At 39.8% G+C, this 20,803-nt stretch carries 21 protein-coding genes; 4 read left to right on the top strand and 17 right to left on the bottom strand.

All coding sequences use genetic code 11. The features are described 5' to 3' along the window. Positions 1-23: 23 nt before the first annotated feature. The 6 genes from IGI44_RS01855 to rlmH form a co-directional block, all read right to left on the bottom strand. Entirely contained in the window at positions 24-1,232 is a 1,209-nt protein-coding gene (locus IGI44_RS01855; RefSeq protein WP_438786046.1) for a pre-toxin TG domain-containing protein, read from the bottom strand. A 292-nt stretch (positions 1,233-1,524) separates the two neighbouring features. Beyond that, positions 1,525-4,461 carry a MucBP domain-containing protein gene (locus tag IGI44_RS01850; RefSeq protein WP_438786045.1) on the bottom strand — a complete coding sequence of 979 codons (2,937 nt, stop codon included), beginning with the start codon at positions 4,459-4,461 and terminating at the stop codon, positions 1,525-1,527. A gap of 17 nt (positions 4,462-4,478) precedes the next feature. After that, entirely contained in the window at positions 4,479-4,865 is a 387-nt protein-coding gene (locus IGI44_RS01845) for a DUF805 domain-containing protein (protein WP_438786043.1), read from the bottom strand. Positions 4,866-5,698: 833 nt separating this feature from the next. Continuing rightward, positions 5,699-6,085, bottom strand: coding sequence for a hypothetical protein (locus IGI44_RS01840; RefSeq protein WP_438786041.1), 387 nt, complete (start codon positions 6,083-6,085; stop codon positions 5,699-5,701). A 130-nt stretch (positions 6,086-6,215) separates the two neighbouring features. Further along, on the bottom strand, positions 6,216-6,830 hold the full coding sequence (locus IGI44_RS01835; protein ID WP_438786040.1) for a hypothetical protein: 615 nt from the start codon (positions 6,828-6,830) through the stop codon (positions 6,216-6,218). 26 nt (positions 6,831-6,856) lie between these two features. Next, entirely contained in the window at positions 6,857-7,336 is a 480-nt protein-coding gene (gene rlmH / locus IGI44_RS01830; RefSeq protein WP_438786039.1) for a 23S rRNA (pseudouridine(1915)-N(3))-methyltransferase RlmH, read from the bottom strand. A 414-nt stretch (positions 7,337-7,750) separates the two neighbouring features. On the opposite strand from rlmH, the gene IGI44_RS01825 reads away from it, so the two are divergent. Continuing rightward, positions 7,751-9,049 carry a S1C family serine protease gene (locus tag IGI44_RS01825; RefSeq protein ID WP_438786037.1) on the top strand — a complete coding sequence of 433 codons (1,299 nt, stop codon included), beginning with the start codon at positions 7,751-7,753 and terminating at the stop codon, positions 9,047-9,049. A gap of 128 nt (positions 9,050-9,177) precedes the next feature. Here the strand turns inward: IGI44_RS01825 and IGI44_RS01820 are convergent, their stop codons facing one another. The 8 genes from IGI44_RS01820 to IGI44_RS01785 all read right to left on the bottom strand — a co-directional run bounded on the left by IGI44_RS01820 (position 9,178) and on the right by IGI44_RS01785 (position 13,976). Further along, positions 9,178-9,756: a hypothetical protein gene (locus IGI44_RS01820; RefSeq protein ID WP_438786036.1), complete on the bottom strand. Its 579-nt coding sequence runs from the start codon at positions 9,754-9,756 to the stop codon at positions 9,178-9,180. Positions 9,757-9,903: 147 nt separating this feature from the next. Then, on the bottom strand, positions 9,904-10,137 hold the full coding sequence (locus IGI44_RS01815) for a hypothetical protein (protein ID WP_438786034.1): 234 nt from the start codon (positions 10,135-10,137) through the stop codon (positions 9,904-9,906). Between the two features lie 15 nt (positions 10,138-10,152). Then, positions 10,153-10,359, bottom strand: a complete 207-nt coding sequence (locus IGI44_RS01810; RefSeq protein ID WP_438786032.1) for a hypothetical protein — start codon at positions 10,357-10,359, stop codon at positions 10,153-10,155. 2 nt (positions 10,360-10,361) lie between these two features. Continuing rightward, a complete protein-coding gene (locus IGI44_RS01805; protein ID WP_438786030.1) occupies positions 10,362-10,949 on the bottom strand; it encodes a TetR/AcrR family transcriptional regulator in 588 nt (195 codons plus the stop codon). Between the two features lie 165 nt (positions 10,950-11,114). Further along, entirely contained in the window at positions 11,115-11,726 is a 612-nt protein-coding gene (gene ytpR, locus IGI44_RS01800) for a YtpR family tRNA-binding protein (protein ID WP_438786029.1), read from the bottom strand. A 160-nt stretch (positions 11,727-11,886) separates the two neighbouring features. Further along, positions 11,887-12,342, bottom strand: coding sequence for a universal stress protein (locus IGI44_RS01795; RefSeq protein WP_438786027.1), 456 nt, complete (start codon positions 12,340-12,342; stop codon positions 11,887-11,889). 9 nt (positions 12,343-12,351) lie between these two features. Beyond that, positions 12,352-12,669, bottom strand: a complete 318-nt coding sequence (locus IGI44_RS01790; protein WP_438786026.1) for a thioredoxin family protein — start codon at positions 12,667-12,669, stop codon at positions 12,352-12,354. Between the two features lie 86 nt (positions 12,670-12,755). Next, positions 12,756-13,976 carry a PucR family transcriptional regulator gene (locus IGI44_RS01785; RefSeq protein ID WP_438786025.1) on the bottom strand — a complete coding sequence of 407 codons (1,221 nt, stop codon included), beginning with the start codon at positions 13,974-13,976 and terminating at the stop codon, positions 12,756-12,758. 150 nt (positions 13,977-14,126) lie between these two features. On the opposite strand from IGI44_RS01785, the gene IGI44_RS01780 reads away from it, so the two are divergent. From IGI44_RS01780 to IGI44_RS01770, 3 genes are all read left to right on the top strand, one after another. Beyond that, positions 14,127-14,642, top strand: a complete 516-nt coding sequence (locus IGI44_RS01780) for a DUF3237 domain-containing protein (RefSeq protein ID WP_438786023.1) — start codon at positions 14,127-14,129, stop codon at positions 14,640-14,642. 2 nt (positions 14,643-14,644) lie between these two features. Beyond that, positions 14,645-16,585, top strand: coding sequence for an FAD-dependent oxidoreductase (locus IGI44_RS01775; protein ID WP_438786022.1), 1,941 nt, complete (start codon positions 14,645-14,647; stop codon positions 16,583-16,585). A gap of 240 nt (positions 16,586-16,825) precedes the next feature. Continuing rightward, a complete protein-coding gene (locus IGI44_RS01770) occupies positions 16,826-17,161 on the top strand; it encodes a PepSY domain-containing protein (RefSeq protein ID WP_438786021.1) in 336 nt (111 codons plus the stop codon). A 42-nt stretch (positions 17,162-17,203) separates the two neighbouring features. On the opposite strand, the gene IGI44_RS01765 is transcribed toward IGI44_RS01770, so the two are convergent. The 3 genes from IGI44_RS01765 to pepV form a co-directional block, all read right to left on the bottom strand. After that, the gene (locus IGI44_RS01765; protein ID WP_438786020.1) at positions 17,204-18,097 is read right to left on the bottom strand and encodes an SDR family oxidoreductase; all 894 of its coding nucleotides are present in this window, start codon (positions 18,095-18,097) and stop codon (positions 17,204-17,206) included. A gap of 199 nt (positions 18,098-18,296) precedes the next feature. Next, positions 18,297-19,214 (bottom strand): nucleoside hydrolase, encoded by a 918-nt coding sequence (locus IGI44_RS01760; RefSeq protein WP_438786019.1) that lies wholly within the window; start codon positions 19,212-19,214, stop codon positions 18,297-18,299. 128 nt (positions 19,215-19,342) lie between these two features. Beyond that, positions 19,343-20,755, bottom strand: coding sequence for a dipeptidase PepV (gene pepV / locus IGI44_RS01755; RefSeq protein WP_438786018.1), 1,413 nt, complete (start codon positions 20,753-20,755; stop codon positions 19,343-19,345). Positions 20,756-20,803: the final 48 nt, after the last annotated feature.

Raw genomic sequence — 20,803 nt, 5'->3', positions numbered from 1 at the left:
TTTCCCTCACGTCTCATTTAGTATTAAGGTTTTGGAACTGGGTAAGTAGTAATCAAATTTCCTGCTTCATCCGTAAAAACTACTATCCAAGTTGTTTTCTTTCCTCCATGTTTCAATGTAGTATTACCAATTACCTCTCCTACATTAACCACTCTTTTATATTGTCCTCCTGAAATCTTTTTGACTGGAGATTTAACAACTTTAGATGATTGAAGAATTTTTTTCAACTTATCTGGTTTTATAGAAAAAATGGAACGACTATTTGCTAAAGGTTTATTAAAATGTCCTTTAAATACATGATCAAATCCAGCATCAACAAAACCTCCATTTGCTTTTTTGGGAGTAAATCTTGTTCGTCCTTTAGCTATATTGATTCTGGATTGCACTACTCCTGCTTTCGTTACACTTTTTTTAGTTACCTTTTTAGTCGCTTTCTTCCCAGCTTTCGGTCTCCCGCTCTTTTTAGATATTTTACCATTTTTATATGGCTTAGGAGCTTTCTTTTTCACTGCCTTTTTAGTTGTTTTCTTAGCAGCTTTTTTTGTTACTTTTTTCTTGCCTGTTCTCCTAACAGCTTTTTTGGCGGCTTTCTTCTTCGCTGCCTTTTTTGTGGCCTTTTTAGTCACATATTTCGTGGCTTTTTTTCCAGCCTTTTTAGAAACAGCTTTTGATGATTTAGCCGCGACTTTAGCCGCCTTACTGCCTTTCGTTCCTAACTTAACAATTTTGAATCCTTTTCCTGCCTTTCCTACTGGGATCAATCCTACGAGTAACCAACCGGCTGCTTTTAGGCGAGAAGCATTTTTCCCAGATGCGATATCCTTTCCGGTTAAAAGCGTATAACCGTCATTAACCCCAATAAAATCTCCAATTGCATAAGCAGCCTTTTTCGCAACATTATTTTTCTTTTTTGTCGAAGCTTTCTTTTTACTTTTTGATTTAGATGCTGCTTTCGTAGAATTTTTTTTCGTTGCTTTCTTCTTGGCTGTTTTAGCTGCTTTCTTTTTAGGAGCCTTTTTCTTTTTAGTATTTTTTTTAGTCGTTTTCTTTTTTGCTGATGTTTTTGGTAATTTTTTTCGACTTGCTGTTTTCTTTTTAGCAGGACTTTTCTTTGCTACTTTCTTTTTCGTTGCCTTCTTTGGTGCAGCTTTTTTCTTTGATGATGTTTTCTTTGGTGTAGCTCGTTTAACCGTTTTCTTTTTAGGAGTGGATCGTTTAGCAGTCTTGCGCACAGGTGTTTTACGAACTGGGGTCCGACGAACCACTCGTTTTGGTTTAGGCTTTGGTCTATAAACCGTTGCTCTTGGCTTCGGACGATAAACTGGACGTGAAACGCGAGCAGGGTAACTTTTCTTTCTACTTGCCGTTGCTCTTCTTTTTGGTGCAGGGCTTTTATAGCGATACGTTTGACTTGATCCCGCCTTACGACTTCTCGAACGCTTTGCCTCTGCTGACGTTGTTCCTATGAAACAACTAGCAATTAAGGAAAAGACGATGGCAATTTTTAGGAGTTTAGCAAAGTATTTATGCATCTAACTTTCCTCCTAAAACGTAATAACGTAGACCTAAAATAGACACAACTACTAGCAATAGCAATCCGTTGAAAATCAGATGGTCTGAATGAACAGAACCTGTCTTTGGTAACTTTCCATCTTGAATTGGAGTAACTTGTCCGCTCTCATCTTTTTGACCGATCGCTACACTACCCGCTTGCGGTTGGACATCTATATTAATCGGTTCTTCGTTAGGTGTCTCATCTTCCTTCACTGGTAGTGTTACAGCAACTGATTTTCCTTGAGGAACGGTTTCTTCTTTTAACAATTTGCTATTTTCATAGACTTTCACATGATAGTTGTTAGACAATTGCTGATTAGTATGTGTCTCATCCTCAAGATCTCCTAGTAGCTGTTCACCTGAAAAACGTTCCTCTTCGTTCGCAACAAAAGTAGCTGAACCAGATAGAGTCTCTGTAAAAGTAGCATCACTTTTAGCCTCTACATCCTCTTGATCGTCAATACTTCCAGTATCTTCCATGATGGAATCTTGTTCTTCTGCATAAACTTGCTCCATTTCGAATGGCGCAGTTATCTTCTTAGTTATTTCTGAAAAGCTAGAGGCACTCTTCTGAGTATTGTTTTCTTCACCTTTCTCTTCATAAACTTCTGGTGATGTACCCTCTAATCGTGTCTCATATTCTGTTGGAGGAGCATCAATCACCGAAGTATTCAAAGTATTCGTTATCGGTTCTTTTTGAACTCGCTCTGATACAACCTTGTAGGTACCTTCAATAAATTGAGTTGTTTTTTGCTGTAACAGAATCCCTGTAACACCGTTTGCTTGATGATTCTGTTCTTCTATCAATTGACTACCAGAATAGATTTTTAATTGATTGGTGATATTCCCTTTTTCAATCAAAGTCTCCATCGTATATTGATCATTTTTCCGTATGATTTTTGTATGACCCATACCTAAAACTTGAATCGTGATCCTATCTTTAGCTGAGACTTGAATCGAATGATTCTCACCCGTCAAAAGTTTCTTCTCGGAGACTGCTCCATCAGCAGTGGTATCTTGATACAGTGTAATACCATTTTTGTCATTCAACAGTGTTAGTAATTGTCCATCTGCGTAATTGATACTATTGGATCGAATGTGCCCATGATAATCTATGCGGGTAATACTTCTGTTTCCATAACCTAAGTCAATCCAATGCCCTTTATTTTGACGATAGTAATAGTCGATGGTAATATCCGTATTTCCAACAATTCCAGATGCATTTTTTGGTAGTCGATCTGTTAGCAAACTATATTCATCGTCTAAATCATTCGCTGTTGTCGTGTACGCCTCTTGATAATTTCCTTTTAGTTCATTTGAAGTGATTTTCTCACCTTGTTCATTGAGGTAGTTAACAGTGATTGTCTTTTCTGTAGGCGCGTAATAGCAAATAACCGTTTTTTCAGTGAAGTCCACTATTTCCCCAGACAATTCATCTTTCGTTGATTCCTCGTCAAAGTAGTAGCCTTCCGGAGCATCAATCGGTTGTATTCTCCATGGTTTACCATAGCCAAAAGAAAAACGTTTTGATTTTTCTACCGAATCCGTTGTCTCTTGACGAAGATATCGAACCTTGATTGATATCTTATGATCAATAGGATTCGTCTGCAATGGAATAGTGTCCTGTTTGCCATCTATGTTTGTTTCCGCCAAGAAAGAAAGAACCGTACCATCAATTATCTCTTTCATTAGTTGACCATTGATTCTGAATTGATATATCTCGCCCGCGAAATCTAACAACTTCATCGTCTCGCTTGAAACAGAAACATGGTATTTTTGCTCTGCAGTCTTTGTGACATCAATCGGAACAACTTTTCCTTTATAGTCCACCAATTGAATTTCCGGTTGTTGTAATTCTAATGGCAACGTTAACGTGGTTTCCCAATTCGCATATCGATGATTGATGTTTTCGTCTAATGCATTGATGGGTTGTTGAAATAGCACTTGAATCGTTTCATCTGGCAAAAAGGTCGATTCATCTATCGTCCATTCCGCCTTTGGAATGACAACTTCTCCAAAATCTGGTTTTGCTATTTCCACATCCTTAACAGTTCCATAAGCTCCAAAAATATCAAACCCATTTGCATTTGTATCAATATCCGAGTTGTAGCCACAATCATACCCAGCTTCTAGTGTGTTTCCAAAAAATTGATAAAGAATCCCGCCTAATGGAAAATCAGCTATTCCATTTACACCTGTCCCATCAGAGGTAAAACGAGTTTCTCCAGTTTTATTTAAATTTGATCCATTTCCTAAAGGATAAGCATTCAACTCAAATGATTGTGCATAGTCAACATCACTAATTGCCGGAAAAGCAAGAATATCTATCGGTTCCTGTGTATCTGTGGAAACAAAATAATTGGAAAAACGAATACCGCTCACATTTTTCATCTCAATAGTGAGTGCTCCAGCAATTCCACAGCGAAAGTTCAGAAAGCTATCCTCTTTTAGCTTCGGAATACTTTTAACTTTAACGATCAGATCCAATGATTGGCCTGATTTGGTCTTTGCAACCTGGGTAAGATGCAATTCTGGGAGTGGTTCCTCCGGATCACTTACATCAAATCGAATATTTTTTTCTGACTGAGTTAAAATAATACCATTAGTGGCTAAAAAGGAAGAATACCCATTTATTTGAATTGGACCATCTAAAATAAACCGCTCCAACTCAGTGGGATCTTGCTCAGATTTTGTCAGAAGCTTTGCTTTGAATGTGCCATTACTTAAATCGTCAATAGAGTTGATCGTCCCTTTAGCCTCTGTCTTTAGTCCGTTGGATAACTCCCCATCAAAATCAATCACCATCGGTGCTCCTGCTGCATTTACCCTAGAAACATCTATTAGTAAAAAACTCATAGCGATAAAAAAAATAAATACCCAACAACAATATTTTCTATTCTTTTCCATCTATCCATTCTCCTTACTTAGACGCTCGTCAATTGATCATTAACAGTTGATCCTTTTGTTTTAAAACAATATAGAATGAGTAAAACAATTCTCATCATAGGTATAAGACCGATGAGTATCACCCATGGACTGAACCCCGCATCACGAAGACGACGTAAACAAGAACACAATGCAGGTATGAAATATAGAGTAAAAAGTAACCAATACAATCCCCATATAAGTGTATCTATTAAATTAAGATCAACATAAAAATACCAACCAACATAATCAATGAGATAGGATAATCCATAATATAAGCCAAAAAGAAAAGCAGCATTTCCTATATTACCAATCCAAAAATCCTTCCTACTAGTCTGTCCTTTAAAGTCCTTAAACCCAACCCAAAAACTTTTCAAACTATTCATATAATTCCTCCTTATAACAATAACTTTTTAACAACAATAATCATTTTGCATTATTTAATTAGATAAATATACCAAATTTAATTAATTTATATTGCGGAAAATGATTATTATATCCAAAACGACAGTACTATATTCGTTGAAAAAGAGTGTCTCTAGTTTTCAAGAGGCACTCTTTCAATTTTATAGTGTTTAAATTGTAATTACCTTGTAGTTCATTTTAGAAATAAATTGATGTCAAGATAGATTCTTCACTACTAGGCCCTAATCACTAATCCTTATTTATTAATACTTATTATCTAATTTAAAACTAATATTCATGTAAGATCAATATAGCTTACCTATCGTTTAGGATCGATTTTTAACCGTTTATGACATATAGCACGTTTCGAATCCATAACTATTATCTGAGAAGTCAGATTCAAATAGTTTGGGAGAACTTAATTGGCTTTAAAAAGTTTATAATCGATAATCGCGAAGTGTCTTCTTGCAATTGAATAAACATGATGATGCCTGTATTATCACCTCTATTAAATTCAACTATCTGCAATCACTCTATCAACTCTGTTTGTCTCGTCGTTTCATCAATCATTTGACAGTTTTTTTTAATACTTGTTCGTCGACTACCTTTCTAATGCAGCAATTTTTCTTGTGTATCCATCGGTTGTTGTTTCTTCCTTTAAACACAAAATAAGCTCAATTATCGATTGAGATAATTGAACTTATTTGTATTACTATATATTTGTAACTAGATTAAGCAACATACTCTTTTACAAGTAATGCAAATTTTTTAAACTATATTCGTTGAAGTATATTGTTGTACTAGATTCGCAATATCATTCTAGTTTTTCAAACCTATTAACCGCCTTTTCTCCAATAGTCCAATTCATATAAGTATTAATATCCTGAATTGAATCAATTACTCTCCATCTATACTCACTACAATTATTCAATAATTCCAACAACACAGGTTTAACAATATGTTTTTCTAGTTTTCCCTTTGTACGTGCAATGTAGGCAATCCCTAATGCACTATTAGCTCGAACTTTTTCATCATTATGTTTTGACAATTCTACACATACATCTTGTGCCCTTTTCCAATTCGCATGATATTCTCCAACCGATAGCGGTAATATCATTAACTCTTCTATACTACCTGACTGTAAAATTTGTTCAATTTCCTTGTTACTAATTTCTGGCAAAGGTTGATAAATTCTTTTCATATTTAAATACCACCCCTTGTAGTTTTGTGCATCTAACTGAATTATGTATCAAACACGGTTCAACAAATATACAGAAAAATTTACCTATTCTCGATTCTGACAATTGTTACTTAAATCCTTTTCAAAGTTATCATCGCTCACCAAGCCAAACTATACCATTTTTGATTACATAAAATTTATCATCAGAGATTTCACTTATGCAATTGGCAGAATCCCTAATTGATTGAACTTCCTCCAAAGTATAGAAACCATCATTAAAATCTTCCTGCAACTCATTTTCTGACAGTGAAACTAAGTCGAATCCTTTTCGCCATAGTAATTCATTCGCCTTCTTGTGCGCCAATTCCTCTGGTAGTGATTCAACCCTTTCAATTTCTGCAAAAGTATTTTCGTAAAAATTCAGCTTTTCCCTGTAGCTTGCAACTACTTGAGAATGTAAAATATCCTTATCAAAAATCCATATCTTTAAGTAGTAAGGCTCATCCAACTCATCCAATGTCTGTTTCCAAGAATCAAATACATCTACTAATGCTTGAACAATCAAACGCTTATACCACGAGGGTAAATCGTATTTTCTAAACAATGAGTAAAAAGATAAGCTACCTAATTTCACATAGTCTCTAGAATATTCTTCTAACAGTCCCAAGTCTAAACTCATGTTAGAAGTTTTCCAGTGATCAATTTCTTTTACTCTTCTTTTCCAGCCTCGGATCTTTTGTCTTCTAAAATCCGGTTTATCAATCATTTGAACACCTACTTTTAAAAATATCCCTATTTATGATACGGCTCCCCCGCATTAATCCTAAACGTCCGATAAATCTGCTCCACTAGGATCAACCGCATCAACTGATGGGGATAAGTCATCTTGCCGAATGAAATCTGCGCGTTGCTGCGCTTTAACACTTGGTCACTTAGACCTAGTGATCCTCCGATAACAAAGACGAACTGGCTTTTGCCGCTGGTTTGCAATTTGTCCAGTGTAGCAGCGAAGTCTTCGCTGCTGGGATTTTTGCCGTTGATGGCTAACGCGAAGACGTATTCTTGTTCTTTGATCTTCGCAAGGATTCGTTCGCCTTCTTTCTCTTTCACTTGAATCATTTCGGCCTCGCTGAGTTTTTCAGGAGCTTTTTCATCAGGAACTTCGATCAATGTGATCTTGCAATACTTCGATAAACGCTTCGTATATTCTGAAATTCCTTGAACGAGGTATTTTTCTTTTAATTTTCCCACAGAAATAATTTTGATATGCACAATTTTTCACCTTTTTCATTATAGTTAATTTTACCTATTAAACTTTTCCACTACATAAAACTGGATAAAATAGAAATCCTTCCCTTTTTCCACGAAGTTATGCACACTAATCACAGGTTTATCCACAGATTATCCTGTATTGATTCCCTTTTTGTAAGGAATCTTCTATACAAACATACGTTTTCCACCGAGTTATCCCCTTTATCCACATTTCTGTGGATAAAGTTCTTCAAGTAATTAACAAACTTTTTCCTTAGTTTTCCACTAGGATTGTGGAAAACAAGATTTTTCATCATTTATCTATATATTCCTACGAAACTTTTTCATAAAAAAGTCAAATCGCTGTAGTAGACTTACCTTACAAAATAATACTATACTAAATATAACGTATAACACAGTAGAGGTGGAGTAAATATGATGAGAAAAGATATTACACCAACCCCCAAAAAGTCACCTGGCTTCTTGCGACGTTTTGGGGTCAGCCTATTAGGCGGTATTCTTGGTGCTGTTTTAACCATTGGAATTTTTTACGTAGCAAACGGTTCACTGCTTGCACCAAATAATCAAAATGCGAGCGGATCACCTAGCGCCGGAAATACAAAAGTCAGCAATATGAAAGTCGATGTAAATTCTGATATTACCGATGCCGCAAGTAAAGTACAGGACGCAGTTGTTTCAGTCATCAACTTGCAGAAACAGCAATCGCAAAGCGGTTTAGGCGGCTTTTCTGATTTCTTTGGCGGAAATGACAATCAGCAGTCAGAAGATGACAACGGACAGTTGCAAGAAACTTCCGAAGGTTCCGGTGTGATCTATAAACTGGAAGGAAAAACTGCCTATATCGTGACAAATAATCACGTGGTAGAAAAACAAGATGGTCTGGAGGTTCTATTAAAGGATGGCTCCAGAGTCAAAGCAACACTCGTTGGAACAGATTCTTATACTGACTTGGCTGTACTTAAAGTCGAATCAGACAAGGTAGCAAATATCAAACCAGCAACTTTCGGTGACTCTGACAATCTAAAAGTTGGTGAACCAGCCATCGCCTTAGGTTCTCCTTTAGGCTCACAATATGCAAATTCCGTAACTTCAGGGATCATTTCTTCCTTGAACCGCCAAGTCGTTAACAAAAATGACGAAGGCCAAACGGTGAACATCAACGCGATCCAAACAGATGCAGCGATTAACCCTGGGAACTCCGGTGGTCCATTAGTTAACATGGCCGGCCAAGTAATCGGAATCAACTCAAGTAAAATTGTTCAAACCGAATCAAATGTCAGTGTGGAAGGGATCGGCTTTGCCATTCCAAGTAACGACGTTGTCAATGTCATCAACCAACTAGAAAAAGACGGCAAGGTGGTCCGTCCTGCTTTAGGTATCTCAATGGTCAACCTCTCTGATCTGTCTACCGAGCAAGTCAGTGAAATCGTCAAAGTCCCTAGCTCCGTTACCCAAGGGGTCGTGATAAACAACGTTCAATCTTCTACACCAGCAGATCAAGCCGGCTTGAAAAAATACGATGTGATTACCAAAATCGATGACACAGATGTTTCAACCGGTGTCGAGTTGCAATCTGAATTGTACAAACACAAAGTTGGTGATACCGTGAAGATTACCTATTACCGTAAGGATAAAAAAGAGACGGTTTCGGTTAAATTAAGTATCGATGCAAATTCATTGAAATCTGCGAATAACCAACAGAATAATAACTAACAACTTACTATCCGTTTGACAGCCTCTCTTCTTTTAGAGAAAAGCTGTCAAACGGATAGTTTTTTATTAGAACAAAAAAATGAACAATCACGTTTACTGATTGTTCACAATTATCTACTTATTTCGTTTTAGTGATTTACCGATGCATCACTTTTTTTTAAATAGTCTTCTAAATCCACCTTATTCTTCGGTAACTCAGGTATCATCGCATATTCGCCAGAACTTCTAGAGCTATTCTCCACAACATGCTCAGGAGTAAAAAAATGATCCTTATAAATGAAACTCGTTGTTCGAGTGCCTTCCTGTGCAAAATGGCTATAACTCGTAATCTCTTGAATAACTACATACGTTTCTTTATTTTCTTCAAATTCCGTAAAGCGATAATTCTTTGATACGATTGGTGCAAACAGCACATAGGCTGATAACCATAAAAATAAAAAGATACTAAAAAGAACTAGCAAGCTTTTGGCTTTTTCTGAAAAACTCGTGTATTTAAAAAAGAGCACTGCTGCCAAAATATAGTCACTCACATAAATGATGTATATCATTAATGGAAAAATAGCCAGCAAGCAATGAATGACAATAAAATACGTAGCAACAATCCACAATAGCCAACGTTTTCGCCTCAAACAATAGAGTGTCATTCCAACTTCAATCAGTATCCCTAAAAGAATTTTTTTAACAAAAAACAGAATAAATACTTCCACAAACAACCATCCTAAATACCAGTTGATTTCCTATAGTTTCCAAAGGTTCACATGTCTTATATAAAATTAAGCATGCTTCTCCTACAAGGAATCAATCCTTTTTTTATGTTTCCTTTATCCAATCTTCTCCTACTCAACAAGTTGAACTTAAAGCCTGTTCTTTTCATACCGAGAAAAACCCGCACTAGCAAGACTTAATAGCCCTAAAGCGATTAACCCTTTAGAGGACTTCATCACCCCTAAGGGCAACAGTACACCTGTCAACAACGTCCCTGTAAACTGTGTTCGAGCCAAGTCTTTTTTAGTTGGACTAGGGATCGTTACATCCACCGTTAACGCTTCATTAACTTGTTCAATTTTTCGATTTAAAGATCTCAACATACCATGATTCCTCCCTTAAGTGAAAAATAAGTACAACACAGGGTTAATTAACAATAATCCCCCTGCCACTGTAACCCATTTTGCATAACGATTCTTTTTTACTCGTAAATAGATACTTCCTGCAAGACAAAGAAGCGCGACGATTCCCGTCACTAGATAGATACTTTCTAAATGACTGTTCGTCGTAGTCATCATTCTTTCAAATAGTATAAATATGTCCATGGTTATTCCTCCTCAAATAAGTCGTATAGTGAATGTTCTAGTAAGAAATTGAATGTTTTCTCATTTCCCACGAGCGCGTCCGTATCTACTAAGGATAAAAAAAGGATCGAATGAATAATATGGATAACCTCATCTTCTGGTAGCAACAACTTTAGTTTAGATTCTTTGATTGTCACTTCAAACAGCATTAAACTCACTTTTTTTAATTCCTCTACTTTTTCTCGTGGAAGTTTTGCCAAAAACAAGTCATATTCAGAACTATTGAAATTATACAAGGCCGGATATTTTCGATATTCTTGATAGAGCCACTGCAATCCCAATTTAAATCCTTCAATTTTATTTTCATTCTCAGAAATAAACGCTAACCACGTGTTCAATAGATTGGCTTGAACCTGTTCTAACACGTCGATAAACAACTCTTCTTTATTTTTGTACAATAAATAGAACGCTCCAGCGGATATCCCGACCTTCTTTGTTAGTAAGGGTATACTTGTTTGCTTGTACCCTCGTATCTTCCAGCTTTCCTCACAGGCACTTTGCAGTTCGTTTTTAATTCGCTCAATGTCTTCTTCAGAAAATTTTTTTGCCATTCACTATCCGCCCTTTCTATGAATATAGTCTAACACATATTCATGAATATTAATATATTTATTTTCATATAAAATCTACCTGCCTGATAGAATGACCAAAACCTGCATTGTCCATACAAAAACTCTCCGTTTTGACATTTGATGAATCGTCAAAACGGAGAGTTTTTATTTACCTACTTCAAATTTTTCGCCTGTCTTGGCATCTTCGTCCAAGACCAGAATACCTTTTTTCTCAGGGGCGTTTGGCAAGTGTAGTTCTTTTGCTGAACAGATCATACCAAAGCTTTCTACGCCGCGTAAGCTGCCTGGCCAAATCATTTGTCCATCGGGCATCATTGCGCCGGGTTTAGCGACGACGACTTTTTGTCCAGCTTCGATGTTAGAGGCGCCACAAACAATTTGCAGTGTTTCACCACCAGCGATCTCTACCTCTGTGATATGCAGATGATCGGAATCGGGATGATCGACACAGGTCTTCACATGACCCACCACAAATTTTGGTGAAAGATCCGCTACTAGCCGTTCTTCAAAGCCTGCTAGTTTCAGTTGTTCATTCAGCACGTCGATATCTTTTTCTGATAGTTCCACTTGACCGTTACCATGGATCGTTAAATAGTCCGACACATTGAAAAAGTTCCAGGCAACTGTTTTTCCATCCGTTGTTTGGATGCGAGCCACCGCGCCTTTTCGTTCGACAGAATTATCTTTGTTTTCATCATTTTTGACGATGACCATCAAGGTATCGCCGACATTTTGTTTATTGTACGCAAAAATCACGTTTTTACCTCCAGTCGTATTCCTCTCGTATCTTAACAAATCTGACAGGACTTTTGCATGAGATTTTTTTCATTTCTAGCTCAGCAAACGAGCTTCATCAGCAAGAAGCACAATTTTGCGAGTCCATTTTTTCAAAATAAAAAGCTGGTCAAGCCAGCTTTTATTCGGCACTTGGATGGACGATTAACACGTCGCATAATGCTTCTTTGATCACGTAGCTGGCAACACTGCCGGTCATGAAGCGCTCTACCGCATTCAACCCTGATTGTCCCACCATCACTAAATCAATCTCGTATTTCTCTGGCAAGGTTCTCGCCATCGCTTCTTTGGCTGATCCATAAGCGATGATGCCTTCGATCTTGTTGTAACCAAATTCTTTTCCATAGGCTTTACACTCATTGATCAGATTTTTCGCATCTGCGGTTAACTGATCCATAATATTTTCATTTAAAGGCGAATAACTCATAAACGTATAGACTTGATGATCGATCACATTCGCCACATAGACGGTTCCGTGATTGCGTTTTGCCACAGCTAGCGCCTTTTTGAAGGCCTCCATTGCTTGGTCGCTGCCATCGATTCCAACTAAAATATTTTGATATGATTGTGTAAACATAACAATCTCCTACCCTTCTACTCGTTGCAAAAAGCCAGCGATTTCATCTTTCGTTTTACGATTTTTATTTACTAACCGACCCAATTCTTCCCCATCGTTGACTACGACAAAACTAGGAATCCCAAAGATATTCCACTCGGCTGCCACATCAATATACTCGTCTCGATCGACTTGGATAAATGTAAACTGCGGAAATTCGGCTTCGATTTCGGGCATTTGTGGTTTGATAAAGTTGCAATCGCCACACCAATCAGCGGTAAAGAAAAAGACATTCTTACCTTTTTCCGCATAACCGGCTAACTCTTCGATACTTTTAGGGATAATCATTCCGTCACGACCTTTTCATTTACTACCTTTGATTATACACTTTTCGTTCTTTTTGAGAAAGAAGCTTACTCGGAAACCGATTTCCTCTAAGTCATTGTCTCAAGAACGCGGAAAACCAGCTGGAAGGTCCAAGCCACTTCAGGATCATCGATCTCAACCTCGGTCAAGTCCCGAATCTTGTTCAAACGATAGCTCAACGTGTTTCGATGGACATGCAGCTCCTTGGCCGTTTTGTTGATATCATTTCTGAGATACAAATAGATCCGCAATGTTTTCGCCAGCTCCGTTTCATGCTCCTGGTCATAGGTAAAAAGTCGTTGGATTTCTTCGGGAATCAGATTTTCCTTTTTAAATTCATTCAAGGGATGCAGCAAAAAGCTTTCCGTAAGAGATTCAGCAAAGAAGCGGCAGCGACTGCTGATATTCAGCATTTTGGCCGTTTCATGGGCCAATTCGGCTTGCTGAATAAACACTGACCGCTGCTCTAAAGAAACAAAAGCGGTACTGGCTCCGCAATAGCAGTCACTCTGGTTGATCAGCTTCAAAAACGTGGGCTCAAAGCCCGCTTTTCTTAGCTGATGAAACAGCACATACAATTTCTGCTCCTTTTCATAATAAAGAATGTTCCCACACTCTCGGACGATCCGACTCTTCAATTGAGAAAAGCGCATCGTATCCTTATTTTTTTCTGACAAAACAACCACGCAATAGCTTGGCTGCAGCTGAACGATTTCGAGATAGCCTGCTAAAGAGGCGACATCTGGATAGTTTTCAATATCAAAGAATTTTTGGGCTAGCAATTCCTTGACCGGATTGATGGCACGAGTTAACCGAAAATTATTCGACTGCATCAAAATGGCACAAAGCTGTCGCAGCAGATTATTTAATTTCAGGGAAAATTCCAAACGCGCTTCATCCATGAATAAGATACTGACAAAGCCTTCCAAATTATGATCGATATAGATCGGGCCGCAGGTCTGAGGATAGTCCATACAAACGCCCCAATCAATATAAAGTGCTTCATCCGAGCCCGTGATCGCCTCCATCAGACCATCGTCAATGTAAAATTTCATAATCGTATGGTCCGTGGGTTCGCCGCTGGAAATGATCTGCTGCCAGTAAGGGTCGTGAATATTCTCGCCACCGGCATAAGCAATCAAGCGATAGCCTGGATTGGCTACGATCAGCGGCAGTTGAAATGTCTGATAGGTAAATTGCGCCAGTTCTTCGATACGACAGCCTTGTGAAATCTTTTCAATCGCTTGGTTGGTAAATTCTGCTAGTGTTTGCTCATTGTACTCCATCATTCGCCCTCCTCATCCCGCTATTTATAGATTAATAGTAGCATCTATTGGAATTTTTGACGACAATAGCTAAAAAAATCAGTCATTTTACCAATGGAAAGAAAACGTTCACATGTTACGCTTTTCTCAAGAAGAAAAAAGGAGGACAAAGAAATGACAGAATTTGAATTGAACAAGTTTAAGATCGAACATATTTTTACCTATTCGATCGATGTGGATGCCAAGATGTTTATTCAAAAATTACCGACGGGTTCAACCCGAGTGACCGGGGTGATTACTGGCGGGAAGGTTTGGGGTCCAAAAATTAATGGAAAAATATTACCTGTTGGTGCGGATTGGTCGACTGTTCATCCAAACGGAATCGTCGATGTTGATTGTCGAGCAATGATCGAGACCGAGGATGGCGCAGACATCAATATGTTTTACAAAGGACGGATCGATTTAGGCTCAGCGGAAGCGGCGGCGGATTACGCAGATGGAAAATTCCCCGCGGTGATGGGCACGCAGCCAATGCCGGTATTAGATACGGACGACTCCAGATATGACTGGTGCAACCGGATCGCCTGCTTTGGGATCGGCAGAGTCGATTTTACCAATGATCCGATCGTGATCCAATACGATGTTTATCGTTACTATGCGACACCTTTTGCTGAAGACGGGGAGGAATAATCATGGATTATCAGACACTCTTTACGCCCTTTTCGATTGGGAAGATGGAAGTTAAAAATCGCCTCGTGATGTCGCCGATGGGAACGAACTCCGCCTTTGCCAGCGGTCGAAAAGATGAGCAGGAAATCGATTATTTTGTTGAACGTGCCAAAGGCGGCGTGGGCATGATCATTCTAGGCTGCCAGCCTTTAAACGAAGAGATCGCTCAAGGCTCCATGGAAGGAACCTTGGATTCATTTACCGTCTTACCGGCATTGACCTCCTTATGCGACTCGGTCCATCGTTATGGAACGAAAGTCATTTGCCAAATCACCTGTGGAACGGGGCGGAATGCCTTTCCTGATACATTAGGACGACCGCCGATGTCGGCGTCGCCGATCCCTTCGGCTTTTGATCCAAATGTCCCTTGTCGTGAAATGACGAAAGAGGATATTCAAGCCGTCATGGATGGCTTTACCTTTGCAGCCGGTTTAGCTAAAGACGCGGGCTTTGACGGCATTGAAATTCATGCCCATGCCGGCTATCTGGTGGATCAGTTTATGTCCCCTGTTTGGAATAAACGAACCGACGAATACGGCGGCTCGCCAGAAAATTTTGCTCGCTTCCCTCGTGAGATCATTCAGGCGATTCGCAAAGCAGTTGGTGACGAACTGCCCATCTTCTTTAGAATCTCTTTGGATCATCGCTTCGAAGGTGGACGAACGCTGGAAGATTCCCTGCCTTTGATCAAATTATTAGAAGAAGAAGGCGTCGATGCCTTTGATATTGATGCCGGCTGTTACGAAACACTGGATTATATCTTCCCGCCTTCTTATTTAGGTGAATCGTGTATGTCGTATGTCACCGATGCGGCACGCAAGGCCGTTTCCGTGCCCTTATTAAATGCCGGAACCCATAATCCCGAATCCGCGGTTGAATTGATTCAATCAGGAACGGCAGATTTTGCGATGCTGGGTCGCGCGCTGATCGCTGATCCTGATTTGCCGAATAAATTGTTAGCCGGTCAACGCGAAGATGTCCGTCCGTGTCTGCGCTGTAATGAGAACTGTATTGGCCGAATTTGGAACAATCATACGAAGCTGGGCTGTTCGGTAAATATTCAGGCAATGGAGGAACGACGCTTCAAATTGGAGGTCACAGAAGCCCCTAAAAAGATTGTCGTTATCGGCGGCGGCGCAGCGGGCATGGAAGCGGCGCGAGTCGCTAAATTAAGAGGCCATGATGTCAGCTTATACGAAGCCGGTCCCCGTCTTGGCGGGATTATGCGAGATGTAGCAACGGCCAAATTTAAGATCAATATTCAATTACTCAGTCAGTGGTATGAAAAGCAGCTGGAAAAGCTTGGGATCGATGTTCACCTAAATACCTTCGTTTGTTCAGATGATCCCATCTTAGCTGAGTGTGATCAGATTTTCGTGGGCTGCGGAGCGGAAGCACTGGTACCGCCTATTCCAGGGATCGATTCGCCAAACGTTGCGACCATGATCGAATGCCATCAGGATGAATCCCTGATCGATGGAGAAAATATCGTTATCTGCGGTGGCGGCTCTACCGGTTGTGATGGCGCATTAGAAATCGCTTCTGAAATGGGCAAAAAGGTCACGATTATTGAAATGAAGGATAACTGTGCAGAGGATGCAATGTTTATCAATCGGATTTCATTGATGAACGCATTAGCCGCTAACAAGGTTAAAATGATCACTCAAGCAAAAGTAACCGAGATCGATGAAACAGGCGTGATGATTGAAAAAGCAGACGGCACCGTTGAAAAAGTCGCAGCAGATACCGTCATCAATGCATTTGGAGTAAAACCGGTCTTGACGACAGTAAACAGCATCAAGGAAAAATACCACACCAAAACACGGATACTCGGCGATAGTAATAAAATCGGGAAAATCGGCGACGCTATCCGCGATGGCTTTTACGCCGGCAGTTCCATCTAATCCATAAAACAAAAAAAGGAATCAGTGATCGCTTTGGATCGCTGATTCTTTTTTGGGGATTGCCGCTTCTTTTCTATCCATGTTTCCAACTAAAAGAAGCTCTACGAAGTCGTTTCTTTTTTCTGCAAAATAATGGCTTAAAATTTTCAAAATCATTTATAACAATGGTAGAATAAGGCATACACATAAACGCGTATCTAATAAGAATAGTCACTTCATACGAAGAAGGAGATTTGTATTATGGAGAAAACAAAAAAACTCGCTCAAGGTCTGGCGATTGGTTCAGCGATCGGCTTAGCCGCTGGCATTGCTGCGAATCATTATTATCGAAAAAAACAAAAGATGTCTCCGGACAAAGTTTTAGAGCAAATCAAAGCCGCGTTCTTGAAAGAAGGTCCCATCGAAGGTTCTTGGATTTCCTTTGACACCGAACGCATGCAAAAATTTGCGATCACGATGGATATCCTTTCTGGCGGAATTACCCGTACAGAGGATGATCATTTAGTCGCTTATGAATTTAAAGCGGACGCGAAAACCGGAGCTGTCTTAAGTATTGATCGCGTAATAAACGACTAGAAGCGTATGCCGAATGGATCGGCATACGCTTTTTGCTTGTTCTTAAAGATTGATTGGTTCGCCGCCGGTCACACCATAAATTTGCGAAGTGACATAGCTGGCATCATTTGAAGCTAAAAAGACATAAACTGGCGCCAATTCTGCTGGTTGGCCTGCCCGCTCCAATAATGAATCTTGACCAAATTCAGGCAGTGCATCTTTTGGTTGTCCTTGATCGAGCTGTAAAGGCGTCCAGATTGGTCCTGGCGCAACACCATTCACCCGAATCCCTTTTTTCGCTAATTGACTGGCTAAGCTGACTGTAAAGTTGGCGATCGCCGCTTTCGTTGAGGCATAATCCATCAAATGATCGCTTGGATTAAAGGCCTGAACTGATGTCGTCGTCACGATACTGCTTCCTGCAGGTAGATGTGGCAACGCCTCTTGCACAATCGCAAACATAGAAACGATGTTTACCTTGAAGGTATCTTCAACTTGTTTAACAGGCAACTCTTCAATTGATTCTTGAGAGATTTGCTGTGCCGCATTTAAAACTAAGGTATCTAGGCCGCCAAAAGCTGCGACGGTTTTTGCCACCATTTCTTTTGGTGCATGGTCTTCCCGTAAGTCATATGGTAACAAGATTGCTTTTCTGCCGGCTTTTTCGACATAATCAGCCACTTCTTTGGCATCTCTATCTTCCCCTGGGAAATAATGAATCGCCACATCGGCACCTTCACGTGCGTAGGCAATGGCCGCGGCCCTTCCGATCCCAGAGTCCCCGCCAGTGATCAATACCCGGCGATTTTCTAATTTTTTACTTCCTACATAACTGTCTTCGCCACAGTCTGGCTTTGGTCCCATCTCATCTTGCAGTGCAGGAGTTTCTTGATCTTGCTTCTTAAACTTTCCTCCATGAAACAGACTTCTTGGATCAATTAAGTTTGGTTCGCTCATGTTATCTCCTCTTTCACGTTTCAGATTTAATTTTCAAGCGGCTATCCTTCGCTAATTATTCGAACTCTTTATTGTAAAGATTCTAATTTCTTAGACCTAGTAAAATGTAAAACTCGATATAGCCTACTTTACTTATCACACTATCTACCCTACGTGAAAATTCCATAAAACGAAACTATTATGCTTAACCCATAAAAATTTATTTGATTTTTGCAAAAGATTCAACAAACCATTGTTCAAATTTTTCCGCATCCACATTGATCGCTACTTCCGCATTTGCTGGTAACTCAAGATAGTTGTTAAGATCGATCAGTGACGCCCCATAGGTTAATGCGGCGGTTGTTTCGATCTCCACTCTAGTAGAAACCAGCTCAAACATTTCCGGTTTTAAAATCAAGGCAATTGCAAGGGCATCATACATATTTAATCCCGCTTCAAAACTGCCACTGCGGTACTTCGTGAACAATTGATAGATCATTTCTCCGATTTCCCCAAAGCCTCTTAACTTTTCCGTCACCTCAGGCATGATTTTCGCCTGATCACCGACCTCCAATGGTGCCACCTGAATAGGGACGCCACTATCAAAGACCATTTTTGCTGCCTCAGGATCAGCAGCGAAATTGAACTCCGAAAGCACGCCATAATTGCCACGACCTAAGCTGCCGCCCATCACCACGATTTGATCAATTTTGGCTAAATCTTCGGGATATAGATGCAGGAACAACGCAATATCTGTCAATGGACCAATCCCGACTAAAGTCGTCTGCTCTTCCTGACTAACCACCTCATGCATCGCCTGCACGGCTGTCCTTGAATGATCGGAAAAAATAGTAGCTTCCGGAAAGTCATAGCCATCCATCCCGGATTCACCGTGAATTTCACTGGCATCGATGGCTTCTCTTAAAAGCGGACGCGAACTTCCAGTAACGATCTTTGGCGTTTTTTTATATAAAGTCATCAGCTTTTCCGTATTCGCCTTCGTATTGGCCAAACTGACATTGCCAAAAATCGGGCAAATGAGCTTAACGTCCAGCTCTTCGCTAAACAAGGCAAGAGCGATCGCTACCGCATCGTCAATTCCCGGATCTGTACTTAAAATAATTGATCTTTTTTTCATGTTCAATTTCCCCTTCACTTAAAAATAGCTACTTCGCAAAAAGCATACAGGAAATTCTGCTCATTTACCAATCAAGAAGCAAAAAAAGACCTCACAATAAAAATTGTGAGGCCTGCGATCTATTCCGCTTATTTAACTAAACGATAGATTGCATCTGCGTAAATCACTGCAGAATTCAAAATGTCTTCAACAGACATGTATTCGTTGGCTTGGTGCATCGTATCTTCGAAGCCTGGGAATTGTGCGCCGTAAGCCACACCGCGTTCTAGTAAACGACCGAATGTGCCGCCGCCGATGACTTTTTCTTCCCCTTTGATTCCTGTATGCTCTTCGAAAGTATCTAACAAGGTCGCAACCAATGGATCATCCGCTGGTACATAGTGAGGCAACATGTGGTGCGCACCTTCTGTTACTTTCACATCTGAACCGAATAATTCTTCTAATTTTGCTTTGATTTCATCGTTTGTTGTACCTTTAGGGTAACGGAAGTTCAACGTAATCCGGTTATCATTTTCTTGACCGTCTTTGAAGCTGAAGATTCCAGCGTTCATTGTCAATTCACCCATTTTTTCATTGTTGAACTCAACGCCTAATTTCTTGCCATAAACATCTTCATGGATGTATTTTGCACTGTTTTCGATAAAGGCTTTGGCCCCTTTGTCGAAATCATAATTGTTCAAGAATACTGCTAAGAAAGTACCCGCGTTTGTTCCTAATTGAGGGCTAGCACCGTGAGCCGCTTTTCCGTCTAAATGTAAGGTAACGGTTGAACCAGCAACATCTGCTTTACCGCTAACCGGGTTGTTTTCTACGTAATCTGTAAATTCTTTGGCTAATTTTTCCGCAGTATCTGCATCGGCAACTTTTACTTCTGCCACTGCATTGCCGGGAACCATGTTTTCACGCAAACCTGCTTCGAAGCTTACTAAAACATAAGAAGTGCCATTTGTTCCGTCAAAATGAGGGATCATTGTTACGTTCCCTTTTTCACCATTGATGATTGGGAAATACGCATCTGGTGAAAAACCGAAATCAGGTTTTTCTTCATGTTCGAAGTAATAATCCATATCTCCCCATCCGCTTTCTTCGTCAGTACCGAAGACGAAACGAATTTTTTTAGAGATTGGCAAGCCTAATTCTTTGATAATTTTTACTGCATAATAAGCCGCAACTGATGGGCCTTTGTCATCGCTTGAGCCGCGAGCGTACAATTTGCCGTCGCGAATTTCTGGTTCGTAAGGATCTGAATCCCAACCGTCGCCAGCAGGTACCACATCTAAGTGACCGAAGATTCCTAAGGTTTCATCGCCGTCACCGTAATCAAAATGGCCAGCATAGTTGTCGACGTTTTTCGTTGTGAAGCCATCGCGTTCTGCGATCTCAAGCATTTTTTCTAATGCTTCCACCGGTCCTGGTCCGAATGGTGCTTCTTTGGTTGCTTTGTCGTCTTCACGTTCACTCTTGATACGCAATAAAGTGAATAGATCTGCTAATAGATCGTCTTTACGTGCTTCGACTTCTTTCTTAAAATCGATTGTCATTGAAAGATTCCTCCTACTTATTCGTTTTAAAGAATTAATTTTTCAAGG

The sequence above is a fragment of the Enterococcus sp. DIV0756 genome (assembly GCF_051710745.1).
GTDB lineage: Bacteria > Bacillota > Bacilli > Lactobacillales > Enterococcaceae > Enterococcus_A.
The sequence above is the reverse complement of the archived record's forward strand: the minus strand, read 5'-3'. Positions and strand labels throughout refer to the sequence as shown.